This is a genomic window from Acinetobacter sp. ANC_7513 (assembly GCF_056779915.1).
This window is the reverse complement of the sequence record NZ_JBWYIW010000001.1, coordinates 117,543-135,920: the sequence shown is the minus strand read 5'-3', so window position 1 is coordinate 135,920 and position 18,378 is coordinate 117,543. Positions and strand designations below refer to the sequence as shown.

General features: G+C 38.4%; 16 protein-coding genes. 12 read left to right on the top strand and 4 right to left on the bottom strand.

Going from position 1 to position 18,378, the window contains the following annotated elements:
* Nucleotides 1-2: 2 nt before the first annotated feature.
* The 3 genes from AC1M9B_RS00625 (at nucleotide 3) to AC1M9B_RS00615 (ending at nucleotide 3,172) form a co-directional block, all read left to right on the top strand.
* Entirely contained in the window at nucleotides 3-1,781 is a 1,779-nt protein-coding gene (locus AC1M9B_RS00625) for a PepSY-associated TM helix domain-containing protein (RefSeq protein ID WP_481608310.1), read from the top strand.
* Between the two features lie 5 nt (nucleotides 1,782-1,786).
* Entirely contained in the window at nucleotides 1,787-2,125 is a 339-nt protein-coding gene (locus AC1M9B_RS00620) for a DUF3325 domain-containing protein (RefSeq protein ID WP_092766011.1), read from the top strand.
* 153 nt (nucleotides 2,126-2,278) lie between these two features.
* Nucleotides 2,279-3,172, top strand: coding sequence for a LysR substrate-binding domain-containing protein (locus AC1M9B_RS00615; protein WP_481608309.1), 894 nt, complete (start codon nucleotides 2,279-2,281; stop codon nucleotides 3,170-3,172).
* Between the two features lie 77 nt (nucleotides 3,173-3,249).
* Here AC1M9B_RS00615 and AC1M9B_RS00610 read toward each other — a convergent pair whose 3' ends face one another.
* Complete coding sequence (locus tag AC1M9B_RS00610) at nucleotides 3,250-4,848, bottom strand: bifunctional 3-(3-hydroxy-phenyl)propionate/3-hydroxycinnamic acid hydroxylase (protein WP_035265649.1); 1,599 nt, start codon at nucleotides 4,846-4,848, stop codon at nucleotides 3,250-3,252.
* Between the two features lie 292 nt (nucleotides 4,849-5,140).
* Here AC1M9B_RS00610 and AC1M9B_RS00605 point away from each other — a divergent pair, with 292 nt between their 5' ends.
* Nucleotides 5,141-5,653 carry a tetratricopeptide repeat protein gene (locus AC1M9B_RS00605; RefSeq protein ID WP_035265647.1) on the top strand — a complete coding sequence of 171 codons (513 nt, stop codon included), beginning with the start codon at nucleotides 5,141-5,143 and terminating at the stop codon, nucleotides 5,651-5,653.
* A 132-nt stretch (nucleotides 5,654-5,785) separates the two neighbouring features.
* Here the strand turns inward: AC1M9B_RS00605 and AC1M9B_RS00600 are convergent, their stop codons facing one another.
* Complete coding sequence (locus AC1M9B_RS00600) at nucleotides 5,786-6,289, bottom strand: cysteine peptidase family C39 domain-containing protein (RefSeq protein ID WP_481595601.1); 504 nt, start codon at nucleotides 6,287-6,289, stop codon at nucleotides 5,786-5,788.
* Nucleotides 6,290-6,373: 84 nt separating this feature from the next.
* Nucleotides 6,374-6,751 carry a MerR family transcriptional regulator gene (locus AC1M9B_RS00595; RefSeq protein WP_092766006.1) on the bottom strand — a complete coding sequence of 126 codons (378 nt, stop codon included), beginning with the start codon at nucleotides 6,749-6,751 and terminating at the stop codon, nucleotides 6,374-6,376.
* Between the two features lie 71 nt (nucleotides 6,752-6,822).
* On the opposite strand from AC1M9B_RS00595, the gene AC1M9B_RS00590 reads away from it, so the two are divergent.
* The 8 genes from AC1M9B_RS00590 to AC1M9B_RS00555 all read left to right on the top strand — a co-directional run bounded on the left by AC1M9B_RS00590 (nucleotide 6,823) and on the right by AC1M9B_RS00555 (nucleotide 17,695).
* Nucleotides 6,823-7,317 carry a DUF2938 family protein gene (locus AC1M9B_RS00590; RefSeq protein WP_481608308.1) on the top strand — a complete coding sequence of 165 codons (495 nt, stop codon included), beginning with the start codon at nucleotides 6,823-6,825 and terminating at the stop codon, nucleotides 7,315-7,317.
* 60 nt (nucleotides 7,318-7,377) lie between these two features.
* On the top strand, nucleotides 7,378-7,611 hold the full coding sequence (locus AC1M9B_RS00585) for a DUF6500 family protein (RefSeq protein WP_481608307.1): 234 nt from the start codon (nucleotides 7,378-7,380) through the stop codon (nucleotides 7,609-7,611).
* Nucleotides 7,612-7,823: 212 nt separating this feature from the next.
* Nucleotides 7,824-9,206 (top strand): adenosylhomocysteinase, encoded by a 1,383-nt coding sequence (gene ahcY, locus AC1M9B_RS00580; protein ID WP_481608306.1) that lies wholly within the window; start codon nucleotides 7,824-7,826, stop codon nucleotides 9,204-9,206.
* Nucleotides 9,207-9,282: 76 nt separating this feature from the next.
* Nucleotides 9,283-10,119, top strand: a complete 837-nt coding sequence (gene metF, locus AC1M9B_RS00575; RefSeq protein WP_035266512.1) for a methylenetetrahydrofolate reductase [NAD(P)H] — start codon at nucleotides 9,283-9,285, stop codon at nucleotides 10,117-10,119.
* A 100-nt stretch (nucleotides 10,120-10,219) separates the two neighbouring features.
* The gene (locus AC1M9B_RS00570) at nucleotides 10,220-10,930 is read left to right on the top strand and encodes a 16S rRNA (uracil(1498)-N(3))-methyltransferase (protein WP_481608305.1); all 711 of its coding nucleotides are present in this window, start codon (nucleotides 10,220-10,222) and stop codon (nucleotides 10,928-10,930) included.
* A 169-nt stretch (nucleotides 10,931-11,099) separates the two neighbouring features.
* Nucleotides 11,100-13,964 carry an EAL domain-containing protein gene (locus AC1M9B_RS00565; protein ID WP_481591307.1) on the top strand — a complete coding sequence of 955 codons (2,865 nt, stop codon included), beginning with the start codon at nucleotides 11,100-11,102 and terminating at the stop codon, nucleotides 13,962-13,964.
* A 133-nt stretch (nucleotides 13,965-14,097) separates the two neighbouring features.
* A complete protein-coding gene (locus tag AC1M9B_RS00560) occupies nucleotides 14,098-16,377 on the top strand; it encodes an NADP-dependent malic enzyme (RefSeq protein WP_481591306.1) in 2,280 nt (759 codons plus the stop codon).
* Nucleotides 16,378-16,456: 79 nt separating this feature from the next.
* Nucleotides 16,457-17,695, top strand: a complete 1,239-nt coding sequence (locus AC1M9B_RS00555) for a multifunctional CCA addition/repair protein (RefSeq protein ID WP_481608304.1) — start codon at nucleotides 16,457-16,459, stop codon at nucleotides 17,693-17,695.
* A gap of 35 nt (nucleotides 17,696-17,730) precedes the next feature.
* Here AC1M9B_RS00555 and AC1M9B_RS00550 read toward each other — a convergent pair whose 3' ends face one another.
* Nucleotides 17,731-18,357: a LysE family translocator gene (locus AC1M9B_RS00550; protein ID WP_481596793.1), complete on the bottom strand. Its 627-nt coding sequence runs from the start codon at nucleotides 18,355-18,357 to the stop codon at nucleotides 17,731-17,733.
* Nucleotides 18,358-18,378: the final 21 nt, after the last annotated feature.

The following is an 18,378-nucleotide window of genomic DNA, read 5'->3' as shown; positions in this document are numbered from 1 at the left end:
TCATGAGAAGTGATGCCAAAGCTGAAGGCCCACGCCAGTCTATGTCATGGTTACATACTTGGGCTAGTTTGATACTAGGATGGTTGCTGTATGCCATCTTTGTAACTGGTACTTTGAGTTTTTTCCAAGCAGAAATCAGTACATGGATGAAGCCCGAGTATCACCAATCGATTCCAAGCCAATCTCAACTCGAGCAGACACAAGTGGCTCTGCAATATTTGCAGAATAATCATGATGATGCAGGGAGCTGGGGAATTCAATTGCCCAATGCTCGTCAAAATTACACCACACTGAATATCCGGAATGTCGGAGAAGATCCCAATGCTCGTCGCGGTGGTAAACGTGTGACGATTGACAGTGCCACAGGTGAAGTATTAGAAGCCCGTGAAACCCGTGGTGGTAGTTTTCTGTATCGTTTCCATTTTGAATTATACGGAATGCCACGTATATGGTCACGTTGGATTGTGGGCATAGCAACCATGTTTATGCTTGTTGCAATTATTAGTGGCATCATCACCCATAAGAAAATCTTTAAAGATTTCTTTACCTTTAGAACAGGTAAAGGACAGCGTTCTTGGTTAGACGCACATAATGCAACAGCTGTATTCGCACTTCCCTTTCATATCATGATCACTTTTAGTGGTTTACTTTTATTATTGTTTACCATCATGCCATGGGGGGTACAGCAAATTTATGACAATCGTGGCGCCTTTCTACAAGACCAACGAAAATCCTTAATTCAAAATCCAGCAGAACCACAAGGGCAGACTCGTACTGATCAACCGCAAGGAAATCAGCGCTCAATGATGAATGCTCGTACAGAAATTGAGGCTCGTGGTACGCAGTCAGCATCAAATGAACATACTAACAAAATGGATGGTGAGAGAAAGAATCGAGGTGAAAGTCGACGTACGCGCAACCAAGATCGAAAAGCTGAACCTGCACCACTTACAGATATTGCTCCGATCCTCACTCAAGCTGAAGCGAAGTGGAAAAACAATCCGATTGGTTCGATCACAATTAAAGCACCAAATACATCGAAGGCGACCATTGAGTTACGTGCTTTACACGGCGCAAGTATCGCTCATCGTGGCGTATATGAAACTTTAGACTTCAATGGTGTGACAGGTCAAAACATTACAGATGATTCCGCTCAACTCAAAAATCCTTCTATTCCCAATGGCATTTACAATGTTGTCACTGTTCTACATGAAGCACGAGGAGTTGATTTAGCCTTACGTTGGATACTCTTTTTTTCTGGTATCGTTGGCACGCTAATGGTCGCAACAGGATTAATTTTATGGTGCGTCAAACGTGCACCTCAACAAGCGAAACAAGGTTATAAATCCTTTGGGTATCGTACGGTCGAGATTACCAACATCGCTGCGATTATCGGCTTACCAATTGCTTGTGCAGCTTATTTTTATGCAAACCGTTTTATCCCTGTTGATATGGAAATGCGTATAAACTGGGAAATCCGTACATTCTTTATAGTGTGGCTCTTCACACTGGTTTATGCTGTTTTTCGCACCCATCGCCAAGCTTGGCTTGAATTACTGAGTCTCGCTACCCTGCTTTTTGCTTTACTTCCGCTTTTAAACTTTATCACAGGTGGTCAACCTTTATGGCGTTCTATAGCTCACGGACAATGGGTTATCGCTTCGTTCGATCTGGCGATGATAGTTTTAGCAGTAGTTTTTTATTTTGCACTTTACAAAGTTCAAAATCATCAAGGAACTCCATTAAAAAAGAGTCAAGTTTTACCTAAGGTAGAGGGGTAATCACCATGAGCTTTTTTCTCCTCATTTGGGCAGTTTGTACTTTAGGTTTTATAGGTTTAGCCAGTGCAATGCAAAAGCATCAAAAACAAATTTTTGGTCAAACATTGAGTATTAAACACCAGAAAATAGCCTCAATGGTTGGATGGGGATTCCTGTCGTTAGGGCTTATCCTCTGCATGAGCAAAGGACAAGTCAGTAATATGATGAGTTATTGGGTTGGTGTACTGACATTCGCTGCGCTTTTTGTTGCACTTTGTCTGACCTATTTTGAGTCACAAATAAAAAAAATCATTTTGGGCGTATCCTTTATTGGATTCATTAGCTTGATCTTCTCAATCATTTAATACTTTACTTGATAAAAACCGACCAATATTTCATTTCAATATGGGTCGGTTTTTTTCTTCTTAAATTAGCTTTAAACGTGAATCACGCTGAAGTTCTAGCAATTCAAACGTATAATCAACCTCATTTATTATGGCGATTAAGGATCGGTACGCATGGAACTTCGACATTTGAAATATTTCGTCTCAGTTGCCGAAGAACTTAATTTTACGCGTGCTGCAGAAAAACTTTTTATAGCGCAGCCCTCTTTAAGTCAGCAAATTAAAGATCTTGAAGCGGAATTAGGTACATCCCTGCTGATTCGTAAAAGCAGAAGCTTATCGCTCACAGAGGAAGGAGAAACTTTTTTAAAAGATGCTCGACATATATTGAAACTTGCTCAAGACGCCAAACACAAGATTCAAATTATGGCGAATACCAAGAAAAATAAATTAAATATTGGCTTTTTACCTGTGGCAGAAATGAAAATTTTTCCCTATGTCATGCCTATTATTCGTGCACAACAGCCTGATTTAGATATTCAATTTCATAGTTTGAGCTGTTTACATCAAATCCAAGCACTTCGTGATCAAAAAATTGATGTCGCATTCACTCGCCAATGTATCGATGATGAACATATTGCCTCTATCGAATTGTTCAGTGAGCCCCTGATCTTGCTGATTCCTCGTCATTCAGCCCATGTGCATTTAGACTGTATTTCAAAACAGGATTTAATTGCCCAAAAATTTATCATGAGCGAGGAAACTGCCTCACCGATTTTGTTCCAAAAAATTCAAAATATTTTTGAAGCCCTAAATACATCTATTCAAGTTGCTCAATACTCGAGTAATATTTTAATGAATATTAATCTTGTAGCGATGCAAGTCGGTTGGACCATTGTTCCAAAATATGTTGAAAGCTTGCTCAGTGAAAATGTCTTAATTAAGTCAACTGAAATTGATTTACCGAATATCAGCTTATATTTGAGTTTCAGAAAACAAGATCAAAGTAAGCATTTGCAAACTGTGAAAAATATTCTAAGCCAACACTTTCATTGTCATATTTTTTAAAACTTTGAACGCTATTTTAAAACTAAAAAACCTGCAAATTTGCAGGTTTTCTTTTAGATTAGTCTTAAACTTTTTGATTAAACGCCAAGTTTATCAAACAGCTTTTGACTGAGCTCTTCGCTCGTCTGAGGAATACTTAAGCCCGCGACAAATTTATCTGGTCTTAAAAATGCCATCGAGTATTGAGTACGACCAAACCATGCACGAATCGCATGCTCTGTATCCCCAAGTGTCAATATTTCATCATCATGAGCATCAGTGTTCAATTGTTCAGGTGGAACGACTTTAATAAATTTCACACCCAAGGCTTTCCATTTTTGAATACTTGTTGGTGTGAGTCCCCAAGTCGGATCTACTCCCCAAGCAATAATAGCAAAGCCTTGACCAATAAAATCATCCAGTAATTTTACCTGACCAGTGCTGTCTTGCATTTTAGGTTGAATAAACATTTTACCGATTGGCGATGTCTTATTGACCTGTCCAACCAAAATACCAGATTTATATTGTGGCATTGGCTTAAAGCGCATTTCCAACAAATATTGTTTAACTGGTTTAATGTAATTTAGAACATATGAAATAGCATCACGCGCAGTACCTTGCCATTTTTTAGGCGGAGCCAGCACATGGCCTGCTGTAACAGATAAATCAATCATCGCTTTGGCATGATCATGACGCTCTTCTTGATAAGAATCTAGAACTTTGGCATCTACTTTACCTTGTACGACCATAGCCAGTTTCCAAGATAAATTGAACGCATCACGCATTCCACTGTTATAACCCTGTCCCTGCCATACTGGCATGATGTGCGCTGCATCTCCCGCAAGTAAGATACGCCCTTCTTTAAATCTACTGGCAATACGTGCATTATGGGTGTAAACACGATTTCGGATCACATCGATATTTTCAGTGTTTGGTAATACTTTGGATAAAAGTTTAGCCATGTTTTCAGGTTGACTCAGTTGCTCTTGCGTCTCCCCTGGCATCACCATAAATTCAAAACGACGGATACCATGTGGTAAAGCCGCTGACACATATGGACGTACTGGATCACAACATAAGTAAATATGTGGTGTCGCCAATGGATCGTTTGCAATATCGACAACAATCCATTGGTTTGGTGCAGTTTTACCTTCAAAAGGAATATTCAACATACGGCGAACGTAGCTATTACCGCCATCACATGCCACAAGATACTTTGCAGTTATATATTCAATTGTTTTATCTTTATTTTGGATTTGAACTTCAACTTGATCTTCAGTCTGCTTAAAACTTTGAAGTTGACGAGAAAAAAGTACTTCCACATCATCAAAACGTTCTAAACCTTCCAATAATTCTGCATCAACATAAGGTTGTACGAATGCGTTACGACGAGGGAAACCAAACTCACGTGTTTTAGGTTGAATATCTGCAAAACAACGGCCAGAAGGCGTAAGAAAACGCATCGCATGATCGGGAGTGGTATGCGGCAATACTTTGTTGATCAAGCCAATCGATTGCATTGTTCTTAAAGATTCATCATCAATACCAATTGCACGAGGATAATCAATCAATTGATCGAGCTGCTCAATCACTTTTACTTTTAAGCCCGCAAGGCCAAGGCCGTTCGCCATCGTTAAACCGACTGGGCCTGCACCAAGTACGATCACATCTGCTGAATAAGTGTTGGTCTGTGACATGGTCAATCTCCTCTAATATTCGCATTAGAGAGGATTTTCAGCATAGGAAAAAGTTATGCTAAGGTCTTATGAAATTTAAGAAATTGTCACTTTTACTTCAATTCCATCAAAAAACCTTAATTTATGTCGCTCATCTATAGCTTTTACCTATAGTTGAATTTGTAATTCATCTACAAAATATCTTAGTAAATAGGCTCGAACCATACTATTCAAGCTTTGAATCAGTTTTACAGTATAATCAGGGAACAACTTTAATATTTTTTGCTTCGCTTTGAAGCCATGGAATCCCACTATGACGAAACGTGTTACCGTCCCGATTGCTCTCGAAAATCGTGCTCATGCAGGTAATGCCGCTGCTCAATTTGAACTTGCTGAACTTTATATGACGAGTGAACACGATGAAGACATTGCGCTTGCAGAAGAATGGGCTTTACGTGCTGGTCAATTGGGTCATGTCGAAGCGATGTACTGGTTAGGGGAAGGTTATACCCATTATGCAAAAGAAGTTTTAGAAGAAGATCCTGAAGATGCAAAATTAAACTTTGAGTACGGTTTTAACTGGCTCACGCAAGCTAGTAAACATCAACATGCTGCTGCAATTTTAGAGCTCGCAGGTTATTACCGTCGTGGTAATGTGGTCGAAAAAGATGTACAAAAATCTGTTGAATTGGTGACTCAAGCCGCTGAACTTGGTGATACTCAAGCAATGCGTGATTTATCTGCCATCTATGCACATGGTTTAGGTGTGGATGTCAACGAGGAAAAAGCTGATTATTGGCAGGAAAAGGCTCAATCAAGCACTTGAGATAAATCTCGTTTTTTGCCTCAAAAGCCTTCATGATTGAAGGCTTTTTATTGAACTACTTTAGATCTTTTTGAAACTATAACACACCTTAAGATAGCAACCCACTATAAGATAGAAACTTACTTTTAGATATTAATTAACTTCAGCGATGATGGCTTGTCTACAGATCCCGTCTACTGCCCTTTGCTGTTCAAATACTTTTTTCGGCATTGCTTCAAAACTATCAAAAAAGCAAATTTCTTCTTCATTAATGTCATATACCAATGAATGATTACCAATGCCTTCTAAAGTATCGTAATACACGATCACGAATTTATTGGCTTCAAATGCGATTTGAATATCTTGATAGCTGATTGCGGGGGATATTTTTAGCGCAAGTTTTTCAGCTTCTAAATAGCTTTGCTTTTCTTGCTCTTGAAGTGCATTGTCTTCATCTGTGGTAAATTCCACATCTAAGCCAAATTTTTTAAGTCCCACCGCTAGACCGATCGTGGTCGTTCCATCACCTTCTACATAACCACAGACTTCTTTTAGTTGTTCAATATCTGGGTCTAACCCAAGATGTTGAAAGAGCATCCATACGGCGTAAATGCCAGCATTAGCTTCGAGGTTAGCGAGTTCTTCGGGAATTTCCATCAAAAATATATATTATTTATTGAGCTATCAATTATAACAAATAATCTTCTTCAAAATTTAAGAAATTAAATACAAAATTCAAGCTCACTCATCTAAAAGTTTCAAAAAGTCTGGACATTGTAAATGGTCATCGTATGGACATTTTTCAACGTGTGTCAAAATTAAGAGCAAGTTATTTAAAGTCTCAATTTTATCTTTGATTTCGTTTTTTGCTTCCCTAACTTGATCTCTTTTAATTTTAATTTTTTCATGATCAATTGCCATATTTTTAATTTGGCTCAGCGTCATACCACCATTTTGGAAGATCTTGATTAATGAGATATTCTGTATTGCTCGGGATGAATACTGTCTTCTAAGCCCTTTCCTTCCAATAGATCGAATAAGTCCTTTTGATTCATAAAACCTAATCGTGGCAGTTGAAGTATTTGTCCGATCAGCTAGATCACCTATATCTATTTCCATTAATGCACCTTGACTTCAAGTTAGCTTTAAGTTGCACACTAGCATGACTTAAATTAGAGAGTCATCCTTTCATGAATATTTTAATTGACATTTTAGCCTTAGGCCTAAGCGCTACTTTAATTATGGATTTTTTTGGTTGGGCAAGAGCGATGATTTTTAAAATCCCCTCATTTAACTATGCTTATTTGGGTAGGTTTTTCTTTTTAGTTAAAAATAAAAAAAACGTATACAGAAATATTACCGAAGCCCCTGTACACAAATTTGAATACATTACGGGTTGGGTATTTCATTATATAACCGGTATTTTTTTCGCTTTAATTTATACTTATATCGATAATTCACATACTACTTTGGAAGCTTTTATATCTTCTATTTTATTTGGACTTTCAACTGCTATTATCCCATTTTTGGTGATGCAACCTATTCTTGGATTTGGTTTCTTTGCGAGTAAAACGCCCAATCAATGGATCAGCATAAAAAATAGCTTAGTGGCACACTTAAACTTCGGAATCGGTTTATTTATAGCCCAAATTATTCAATCCTACATTTTCTCAACATTACACTAATGAAAGCTTGATAGATTGAATGATAAAAATTTTAAATTAAATTTCTAATACGTTGCCAAAATGAATAAATCAATCAAAGACAAAATTATTCGAATTTGTGATGAAAAAATCGATCGGAAGGGAGAATCTGTAGGTTTGTCATTTTATGCTTTCTTTTCAAATAAAAATAATGATCCCGAAGCACTCATGGAAGTAGCTCATTGGTGGATCATGAAACATAAACTTGACCACTTTGAAAAAGCACAGAAAATAAAATCTCTAATATCATCGGAATCTGAAGTTGACGCAATTTAATTGAAATACTTTGAATCACCAATAACCAACTTAACATTGGAAATTCTCAAGTTTAGAAGTACAATACTCCGCTAGTCGAGGGATGCTGCGACGTTTTACAAGTACAAAATGTAAAAGCGCCAGGCTCGACGATCGGTCAATCTGCTCAGATCGACCAACAACGGCATCCGCGAACATAATGATCAATTTTTGTTTTTTATAAGGAGATCGTGATGAACGCGGTTAATGCTTCATTTACAGATTACAAAGTTGCCGATATTTCACTTGCTGACTACGGCCGTAAAGAAATCAAACTTGCAGAAGCTGAAATGCCAGCCCTTATGGGTCTACGTAAGCGTTACTCTGCGGCTAAACCACTTGCTGGTGCTAAAATTTTGGGTTGTATTCACATGACAATCCAAACAGCTGTTCTTATCGAAACTTTGGTAGAGCTTGGTGCTGAAGTTCGTTGGACATCTTGCAACATTTTCTCAACTCAAGACCACGCTGCTGCAGCTATTGCAGCTTCTGGTGTTCCAGTATTTGCTTGGAAAGGCGAAACTGAAGAAGAATATATGTGGTGTCTTGAACAACAAATTAATGTAAATGGTACGCCTTGGGATGCCAACATGATTTTGGACGACGGCGGTGACTTAACTGCGCTTGTTCATGAAAAATACCCAGAAGTACTCGCAAAAATCCACGGTATTACTGAAGAAACCACGACAGGTGTTCAACGTCTTCTCGAAATGTGGAAAGACGGTTCATTGAAAGTGCCTGCGATCAACGTTAACGATTCAGTCACTAAATCTAAAAATGACAACAAATACGGTTGCCGTCACTCTCTAAACGATGCCATCAAACGTGCAACTGACATGCTGTTATCTGGTCGTCGTGCACTTGTAATTGGTTACGGTGATGTAGGTAAAGGTTCTGCGCAATCCCTTCGTCAAGAAGGCATGATCGTACGTGTTTCTGAAATCGATCCAATCTGTGCAATGCAAGCATGCATGGACGGTTATGAAGTAGTTTCTCCATACAAGAATGGCGTACAAACAGGTAACAAAGAAGACGTTAACGCTGACCTTCTTCAAAATACTGACTTAATCGTAACAACGACTGGTAACTACCACGTTTGTGACGCTGCAATGCTTGATACATTAAAAGCAGGTGCAGTAGTTTGTAATATCGGTCACTTTGACACTGAAATCGATACCAACTACTTACGTGGTTATAAATGGGTTGAAGTTAAACCACAAGTTCACCAAGTATATCGTTCAGAAAATGAAAATGATTACCTCATTCTTCTTTCTGAAGGTCGCTTAGTAAATCTTGGTAATGCAACTGGTCACCCATCACGCGTGATGGACGGTTCTTTTGCGAACCAAGTTTTAGGTCAAATGCACTTGTTCGCAGAGAAATTTGCTGATCTTCCTGAAGACCAAAAACAAGCAGCGATTCGTGTTGAACTTCTTCCTAAGAAATTAGATGAAGAAGTTGCTGCAGCAATGGTTGCAGGTTTCGGTGGTGTTCTGACTCAATTAACTCAAGAACAAGCGGACTACCTTGGGGTTTCTGTTGAAGGTCCATTCAAATCTGACGCTTATAAATACTAATCTTTGAACAAGCAGGCTGAACAGCCTGCTTTTCTTTGAATTCTATTTTGCTGAAATAAGTACAAAGGATTTGAACATGTCTAAACAGATTCCAATTTCTTTTGAGTTTTTCCCAACCAAAACTGATGCAGGTGCGGAAAAACTTAAGGTTGTTCACCAAGAACTGCAGTTGCTGAATCCAGAGTTTTTCTCTGTGACTTATGGTGCAGGTGGTTCTACACGTGAACGTACACTTTCGACTTTAGCTGATTTTAATGGCAAAGGCACGCCTGTTGCTCCTCACCTCTCTTGTATTGGTGATAGCAAAGAACGGATCGCTGAACTTTTAGATTTATACAAATCTCAAGGGATTGACCGTATTGTTGCACTACGTGGTGACTTACCTTCCGGTCAAGTTGGCTTAGGTGAATTACCGTATGCTCAGGATTTAGTACGCTTTATCCGTGAACATTCGGGTGACCACTTCCAGATTGAAGTTGCAGCTTACCCTGAAATGCACCCACAAGCAGATAGCTTTGATTTAGACATTAAACGCTTTTGTGAGAAAGCCAATGCAGGTGCAAATGCAGCCTTAACTCAATTCTTCTTTAATCCAGATGCGTATTTTTACTTTGTAGAGCGCATTCAAAAAGAAGGTGTGAATATTCCTGTGGCACCTGGCATTATGCCAATTACCAATGCAAGCAACTTAATTCGCTTTGCAGATGGTACAGGTGCTGAAATCCCTCGTTGGATTCGTAAGCAACTGGCAGCCTATGGTGATGACACTGCTTCAATTAAAGCCTTTGGTCATGAAGTGATTGTGAAGCTATGTGAACGCCTCATTGCTGGTGGTGCGCCAAGCTTACACTTTTATACGATGAACACCACTGATCCAACTCGTCAACTTGTAAAAGACCTCGGTCTAGCATAAGTCTCCTGACTTCTTTTATCGACAGCTTAGGTTCACCTTATTTGATGTAGGGACTGAAGATAAAAGAAGTTTTTATTTTACCGATTTTAGAGTAATGCAGATGCCTCGTTTTTTTATTGAAGCAGACCTTAATGTAAATACAACAGTTGAACTGACTGAAACTGTATTTCATCATTGGGTCAAAGTTTTACGTGCACAAGTCGGTGAAAAAGCGACCTTGTTTAATGGTCAAGGTGGCGAATATCAAGTTGAATTAACTGAAGCCAATAAAAAAACAGGCTCGGTTCTAGTTCAAGAATTTAACCCAACCAATCGCACACCAAACTTTAATGCCTTACTTGGTCAAGTAATGAGTAAAGGTGACCGCATGGATTATGCTATTCAAAAAGCGGTTGAGTTAGGCGTATCTGAAATTCAACTTCTCACCTCTGAACGTTGCGAAATGCGTTTAAAGTACGACCGTGATCAGAAAAAACTTGATCATTGGCAAAGTGTAGCAATTGCAGCTTGCGAGCAGTGTGGAATGAATATTGTTCCAAAAATATTAGCTCCACTCCCTTTGGCACAATGGTTAAATAGCACACTCCCTGAAACGAAATTAGTCTTAGCCCCCAATAAAGATGAGGTCGATGTGTTAAATGATGCCTCCTCAAATATAACGCTACTCATTGGTCCAGAAGGTGGATTAAGTGAAGCTGAAATCCAATCTGCAAATCAGCATGGATTTATCAATTGGTGCATTGGTGAACGTGTTTTACGTACAGAAACTGCACCAGTGGTTGCTTTATCGATCTTAAATTACAAATTTTAATAAATATTTTCTCAAAATTCCGTGATTTAACTCACAATAGAATTGATTTTCTTCCAATTAGACAGTACTTTAATGAGAAAAGAGTTGTCGCGCTAAATTTATATTTTTTTAAGTTCGTACTCAAAAATAATACAAATAAAGTAGAAAGAAAATTAAGGTATTGCCAGTTATGAGTGAAGTTCAGGGAGAGCATGTTTCCAACTCTGTACTCGATAGCCAGATCAAAAGTGCGACTTCTAATTTGCATTTTTTTTTAGCGTGGGTGCTCTTTGCCTGCATCTATAATCAACTTATTTACTTCTTTTATTTCAAAAGCTTTTCAATACCTTATACCATTTGGCTCATTATATTTACCGCCATTCTTTTAATCTGTTTTTGCTTTACCCTCTTTTTTAAAAAATCTAATCAAATTAGTATTTTTAACTTAGACATGTGGGCACAATTGGTTTGCTTAATTACTGGAGCTGGTCTAGCTATTGGTATTTATACCGTATTACAGCTTATCCCCGAACATAATCCAGAAGTCAAAGATATACATATGTTGACTTTAGCTGGGTTAATGTTATCTATTGTTTATACTTTTGCTATTGTATTTTTATCACAGCGGTTACGATACTTCCTTTATGTTTTTTTGCCTTCAGCTTCGGCCATAGTCCTCTCCAATTTCCTTTTTTTAGATAATACTCCTGATGTTTTTAGTTTAATCTTTAATATTTGGTTTGGTGTATTACTTATTTGCGCTCTCCTTACCCATAAGATGTACCGCCGTCTTGGAATATTAAATAGTCACAATAAATTCTATTTATCTGAATCTAGAAAACATCTTATGGAGTCATCACTTCTCCAAGAAAAGCTAAAAAATGAGATTGAAAAATCCAAAGAAATTGAAAGCCAATTACAAATGCATAATCAATTACTCGAACAAAAAGTAATTGAACGAACCTACGATATTAATAAGATCAACGATCGACTGCAGCACCATCAAGCTAACCTCGATTTTGCGCATGAAACTGCTGGAATTTCATCTTGGCTATGGAATATTGAGAAAAGAACCATTGAAATTTCAGGCATTAAATATGGTAATCAGGTTTTACATTACCAAAGTGCAACTGATCAAATTAACGAGTTTATTCACCCAGAAGATCAAGAAAATTATCGTAAAGAGCTCCGTAAACATTTAAGAGGAAATACTGAACGTTTTGAAGCACATTATAGAACTAAAGTAAAAGATCAGTGGTTTTGGATTAAAGATATTGGTCGAGTTATTACACGTGATCCTGAAAATAATAAACCTCTTAAAATGGTGGGTATTTTCCAAGACATTGAAAGTGAAAAAAAAGCACAAGAAAAATTGAAATTAGCTTCGAATGTATTTAATCAAGTGGCCCAAGGGGTTTTCGTTTTAGACAATAACTTGTGTTTTTTAGAAGTTAATCCTTATTTTAGTGAATTGGTCAATATCCCACCGCAAGATATTATCTCAAAACACATCTTTGATATTACCAAATCTTCCACATCCCAACTCAGCCAACATCACGCCGATATAACTCAAACGGTGTTACTCACCGGACAATATGATGCTGAGGTCACTGAAGAATTTATTTCAGGAAAAATATTAACCTTGTGGCTGCATATCAATGCAGTTCGTGATGATAAAAATAGAATTTTAAATTATGTAGGCATCATTTCAGATTTGACTGAACGGAAACAAAATCTTGAAAGAATGGCCTACTTAGAGAATTACGATCTACTTACAGATTTACCTAACCGTGTTTATTTTAATTTACAGTTACACCAGTATCTAATTAGTAAATCTAAAATTCTGAGCCATTTTTCTATTATTCGTCTCAACATTGATCGATTTAGACATTTTAATGAGTTTATTAATCATCAAACTGGAGATGAAGTTCTCAAAGAAGTTTCCCGAAGACTGAAATATACCTGTTCTAAAGCTGTTCTGATTTCATATTTAAATAATGATGACTTTGCTATGATTTACAACTTAAATCATAGTCATTACACGATCCAACAAGTCGTCGATCAGATCCTTGAGGCCTTTGAAATACCCTTTATCATTGATGGGCAAGAACATATGATTCATGTCTCACTGGGTATCGCAATTTACCCCAATCATGGTAGACAAATTGGTAGCTTAAATAGTCACGCGGAAAGCGCTTTAACAGAAGCAAAAAAACTAGGGGGCAGCACAGCCTATTATTATGACAACAAGCCTGAATCCATTTTTGGCAGTGACATTGAGCTCGAAAGAGATTTACGACTTGCTATAAAAAATCAGGACTTAGAAATTTACTATCAACCTAAGATAGAAAGTAAAACGATGCAAGTGAGCGGCTTTGAAGCATTAATCCGCTGGAATCATCCAAAGTATGGCATCATCATGCCAGATCGTTTTATACCGATTGCTGAAATGACTAGTCTGATCTCAGATATCGGAAAATTTGTTATTTTCCAGACATGTAAGCAACTTAAAATATGGCATGAATTAGGATTTGATAAGTTACAAATTTCTATTAATGTCGTGGCGCAACAGATCCATCGTGGGGAATTTCTCAATTTTATTGATCAAGCCGTGCTCAAATACTCACTCAAACCCGAGTTTATAGAGTTTGAACTTACCGAGTCATCATTGTTAGATAAATCATCTCATGTTTTTGATTTGTTAGACCAAATTAAGGATAAAAATTTCTCAATCGCCTTAGATGACTTTGGAACAGGCTATTCTTCACTTGCATATCTTGCCGACTATCCTATTGATACACTCAAGATTGATCGCGCCTTTATTTCAAAGATTGGCACTCGTAAAAATAATGCTATTGTCGATGCAATTATTTCAATGGGTAAAACGATGGGGATGAAATTAGTTGCTGAAGGTGTTGAGGATATCGAGCAAATTGAATATTTAAAAAAACAAGGTTGTGATTATTTCCAAGGTTATTATTTTTCGAGACCATTAAATAGCGCTGATAGCACTCAATTTCTACAAAATGAATATCAATTCTCAAAAATCAAATAAAGGCTAGACCAAAGTCCTAAATATGTATGAAATTTCGACTTTTAACTGTGATCAATGTGCAACTAGTGGTATATTCGAACCGATATAACCAAAAAACCAGCAAGGCTGGAACATTGTAATAACTGGGATTCAGATGGACGATCAATCTTTAAAACAGCAAGCACTCTATTACCACGAATTTCCAACGCCAGGAAAAATCAGCGTTACTCCGAGTAAGCAACTCGTCAACCAACATGATCTAGCATTAGCATATTCCCCAGGTGTTGCAGTGCCATGTTTGGAAATTGAAAAAGACCCTTCTAAAGCAGCGCTTTATACTGCACGTGGTAACTTAGTCGCAGTCGTCAGTAATGGTACTGCAGTACTCGGTTTGGGTAATATTGGTCCCCTCGCCTCTAAACCAGTGATGGAAGGTAAAGGCGTCCTGTTTAAAAAGTTTGCAGGCGTTGATGTTTTCGATATCGAAATTGCAGAAAATGATCCAGATAAAATCGTAGATATTGTTGCTGCTCTTGAACCGACTTTCGGCGGTATTAACCTCGAGGACATTAAAGCTCCAGAATGTTTCTATATTGAACAGAAACTTCGCGAGCGTATGAATATCCCAGTTTTTCATGATGATCAGCATGGAACATCAATTATTGTAGGTTCAGCGCTTTTAAATGCTTTGCAATTGAACGGCAAAAAAATTGAAGATATCAAGATCGTCGCTTCTGGAGCAGGTGCTGCGGCACTATCATGTCTAGATCTTCTTTGTGCGCTTGGTGCTAAAAAAGAAAATATCATTGTTGCTGACTCTCGTGGACTCTTAACAAAAAAACGTGAAGGTTTAGACGAGTCTAAAAAACGCTATGTTCAAGATATCGAAGGTTCTCAGATTGGCGACGTAATTGCTGGTGCAGATATGTTCCTTGGTCTATCAGCTGCGGGTATTTTGACTAAAGAAATGGTCAAAGTCATGGCGAAGGATCCAATTATCTTCGCGCTTGCTAATCCAGATCCTGAAATTCTGCCTGAACATGCACATGAAGTTCGTGATGATGTCATCATGGCGACGGGTCGTTCAGACTATCCGAACCAAGTCAATAATGCGCTTTGCTTCCCATATATCTTCCGTGGTGCACTTGATGTAGGTGCAACAACCATTAACGAAGAAATGAAGATTGCATGTGTACACGCAATTGCTCGTATGGCACATGTAGAAGCTGATGCTGCATCTTATGGTGAAAAATCTGCATCATTTGGACGTGATTACCTAATTCCACGCCCACTAGATCAACGCTTGATTCTTGAAATTGCGCCTGCTGTTGCAAAAGCCGCGATGGATTCTGGTGTAGCAACTCGTCCAATCCAAGATTTCTCCGTGTATCATCAGCGTCTTTCTGAGTTCGTTTACAACTCAGCATTTATGATGAAACCAATTTTTGCTCAAGCGAAAACTGATCCTAAACGTATTGCTTATGCGGAAGGTGAAGATCTTCGTGTTCTTCGTGCTGTTCAAATTGCCGTAGACGAAGGCCTGGCAAAACCGATCTTGGTGGGTCGTACTGCTGTGATCGAAGCGAATATTAAGAAATTAGGTTTACGTTTAGAAAATGGTGTGAATATCACTATCGTTGATCAAGAAACAAATCCTGATTACGAAAAGTTTGCTGATGATTACTATAATCTGATGATGCGTAAAGGGGTAACACCTGAGTATGCACAACGTGAATCACGTCGTCGTTCGACCCTAATTGCAGCGATGTTAGTACGTCACGGCTTAGCAGATGGTATGCTATGTGGTACGTATTCTAGCTACGATATTCATTTAGATTTCGTGAGCAATGTCATTGGTTTAAAAGAAGGTCATAACACTTTCTTTACGTTAAATGCGTTGATGCTCGAAGATCGTAACTTGTTCATTGCAGATACATACATCAATCGTAATCCTACAGCTGAACAGCTTGCTGAAATGACTATTTTAGCAGCAGAAGAAGTCCGTCGTTTCGGTATTACTCCACGTGTAGCATTGTTGTCGCACTCAAGTTTTGGTTCTGACCAGACTGATCCTAGCGCTCAAAAAATGCGTAAAGTGTATGAAATCCTTTCTGAAATTGCACCTGAGCTTGAAGTTGAAGGTGAAATGCATGCAGATGCAGCGCTTGATGAAAATATCCGTAGCTTTGCATTCCCGAACTCGCGCTTCAAAGGTTCTGCGAATCTATTGATTATGCCGAATTTAGATGCTGCAAATATTTCATTCAACCTGTTGAAGTCAACTTCAGGAAATAATGTAACAATTGGTCCAATCTTATTAGGTGCGGCTAAGCCAGTTCATATCTTAACACCGACAGCAACTACGCGCCGTGTTGTGAATATGACTGCATTAACTGTTGCAGAAATTCAAGAAGAGGAAAAAAACGCGCTCTAATCCTTCATTTAGGGCACGTTTTGTGACTTGAGAAAACCTCTATTCTGATGCATGATGGTGCTAAGAATAGAGGTTTTTTATGCAAGTTTATTTAGTAGGCGGCGCAGTGCGAGATCAGTTGCTCGGACACCCCTATCACGAAAAAGATTATGTCGTTGTCGGTGCAACACCAGAACAACTTTTAAACCAAGGGTTCCAACCTGTTGGTAAAGATTTTCCTGTATTTCTACATCCCGAAACTAAAGATGAATACGCCCTCGCTCGTACTGAGCGTAAATCTGGGCATGGTTATCATGGCTTTGAATTTTTTACCGATCCCTCGGTAACCCTTGAAGATGATTTAATTCGTCGTGATTTGACCATAAATGCAATGGCCATGAATGAAGATGGTGAGTTGTTCGACCCTTATCATGGTCATCAAGATTTGAATCATCGCATTTTACGTCACGTTTCTGATGCATTTGCAGAGGATCCACTACGAGTATTGCGTGTTGCCCGTTTTGCAGCTCGCTATCATCAGTATGGTTTTAAAGTAGCTGCAGAAACCATAGCCTTAATGAAAAATTTGGCTGATTCTGGTGAATTGCAAGCGCTTACGCCTGAACGTGTTTGGAAAGAAACTTCTCGTGCCTTAATGGAACGTGATGCTGATATTTACTTCGAAGTCCTTCGCCAGTGTGATGCTCTCAAAATCCTCTTTCCAGAAATCGAAGCATTATTTGGTGTCCCACAACGTCCTGAATACCATCCTGAAATTGACTGTGGTATTCATACCTTGATGTCATTACAACAAGCTTGTAAAGCAGACTATTCGATGGATGTACGCTTCGCGGTATTAGTGCATGATCTGGGTAAAGCACTCACGCCTAAAGATGATTTACCTCGCCATATCATGCATGAGGAACGCGGTGTTCAGCCCGTGACTGATTTATGTGAACGTCTTAAAGTTCCGACCCAAACTAAACAATTGGCAATTGCTGTGTGCAAAGAACATCTTAAATGCCATCAGGCGTTTACATTAAAACCAGGAACACTTTGGCGTCTATTACAACGTTTAGATGTATTACGCCGTCCTGAACGTGTTGAGGCTTTTGTACAAGCCTGTGAATGTGATGCCAAAGGTCGCTTAGGTCTTGAAGACCGTGAATATCCTCAAGCAAAATATGTATTAGATGCAGTACAGATTGTTCGTTCAATTAAAGCATCTGATTTACCGCCTGAGATCAAAGGCCCTGATATTGGTGAAATGCTGATACAAAAAAGAATCGAGGCTTTGGCAACGCACCGAGAAAAACATCAATCCATTGTAAATGCATAATATTTACCTCCTGAAGCTCAGGAGGTAATCCTATTTTAAAAGAATGCTTGTTGAAAATATTTAAAAGAATCAATCATCGGCTTAATGATCGAAGCCACTAATAATAGCGCCATACTGTAATTGAAGATTTTTAGATGCTGTGGCGTACGCACCAAAGTTTGTAACTTTTCTCCGAGTATTCCCCAAGCTCCCGTGCATGGAATACAGACTACACCAAACACAACGCCCAAAATGATATACCAATAAAATTCACTGCCTGCAGCTAAATAAGTCGTCACCGCGCCCATTGCCATAATCCAAGCTTTTGGATTGACCCATTGAAATAATGCAGCTTGCAAAAAAGTAATGGGTTTCGCTTGAGTTTTATCTAATTCAACTGAGCCTGATTGAGCAATCTTAATCGCTAAATAGATTAAATAAGCAATACCGATCAACTTTAGAATTTCGTAAACCAATTGATTTTGACTCAGTAATGTACCAATTCCTAAACCAACCAAAATCACCATGACCCCAAAACCGATCGCTACACCTAAAATGTGTCCATAAGTCGCACGGAGTCCAAAGTTCACTCCTGAGGTTGCGACCATCAAATTGTTAGGTCCAGGTGTTATGGATGTCACAATTGTATAAATTACAAAAGATAAAAATATAGAAAAAGACATATAGTCGCCTATGATTATTGT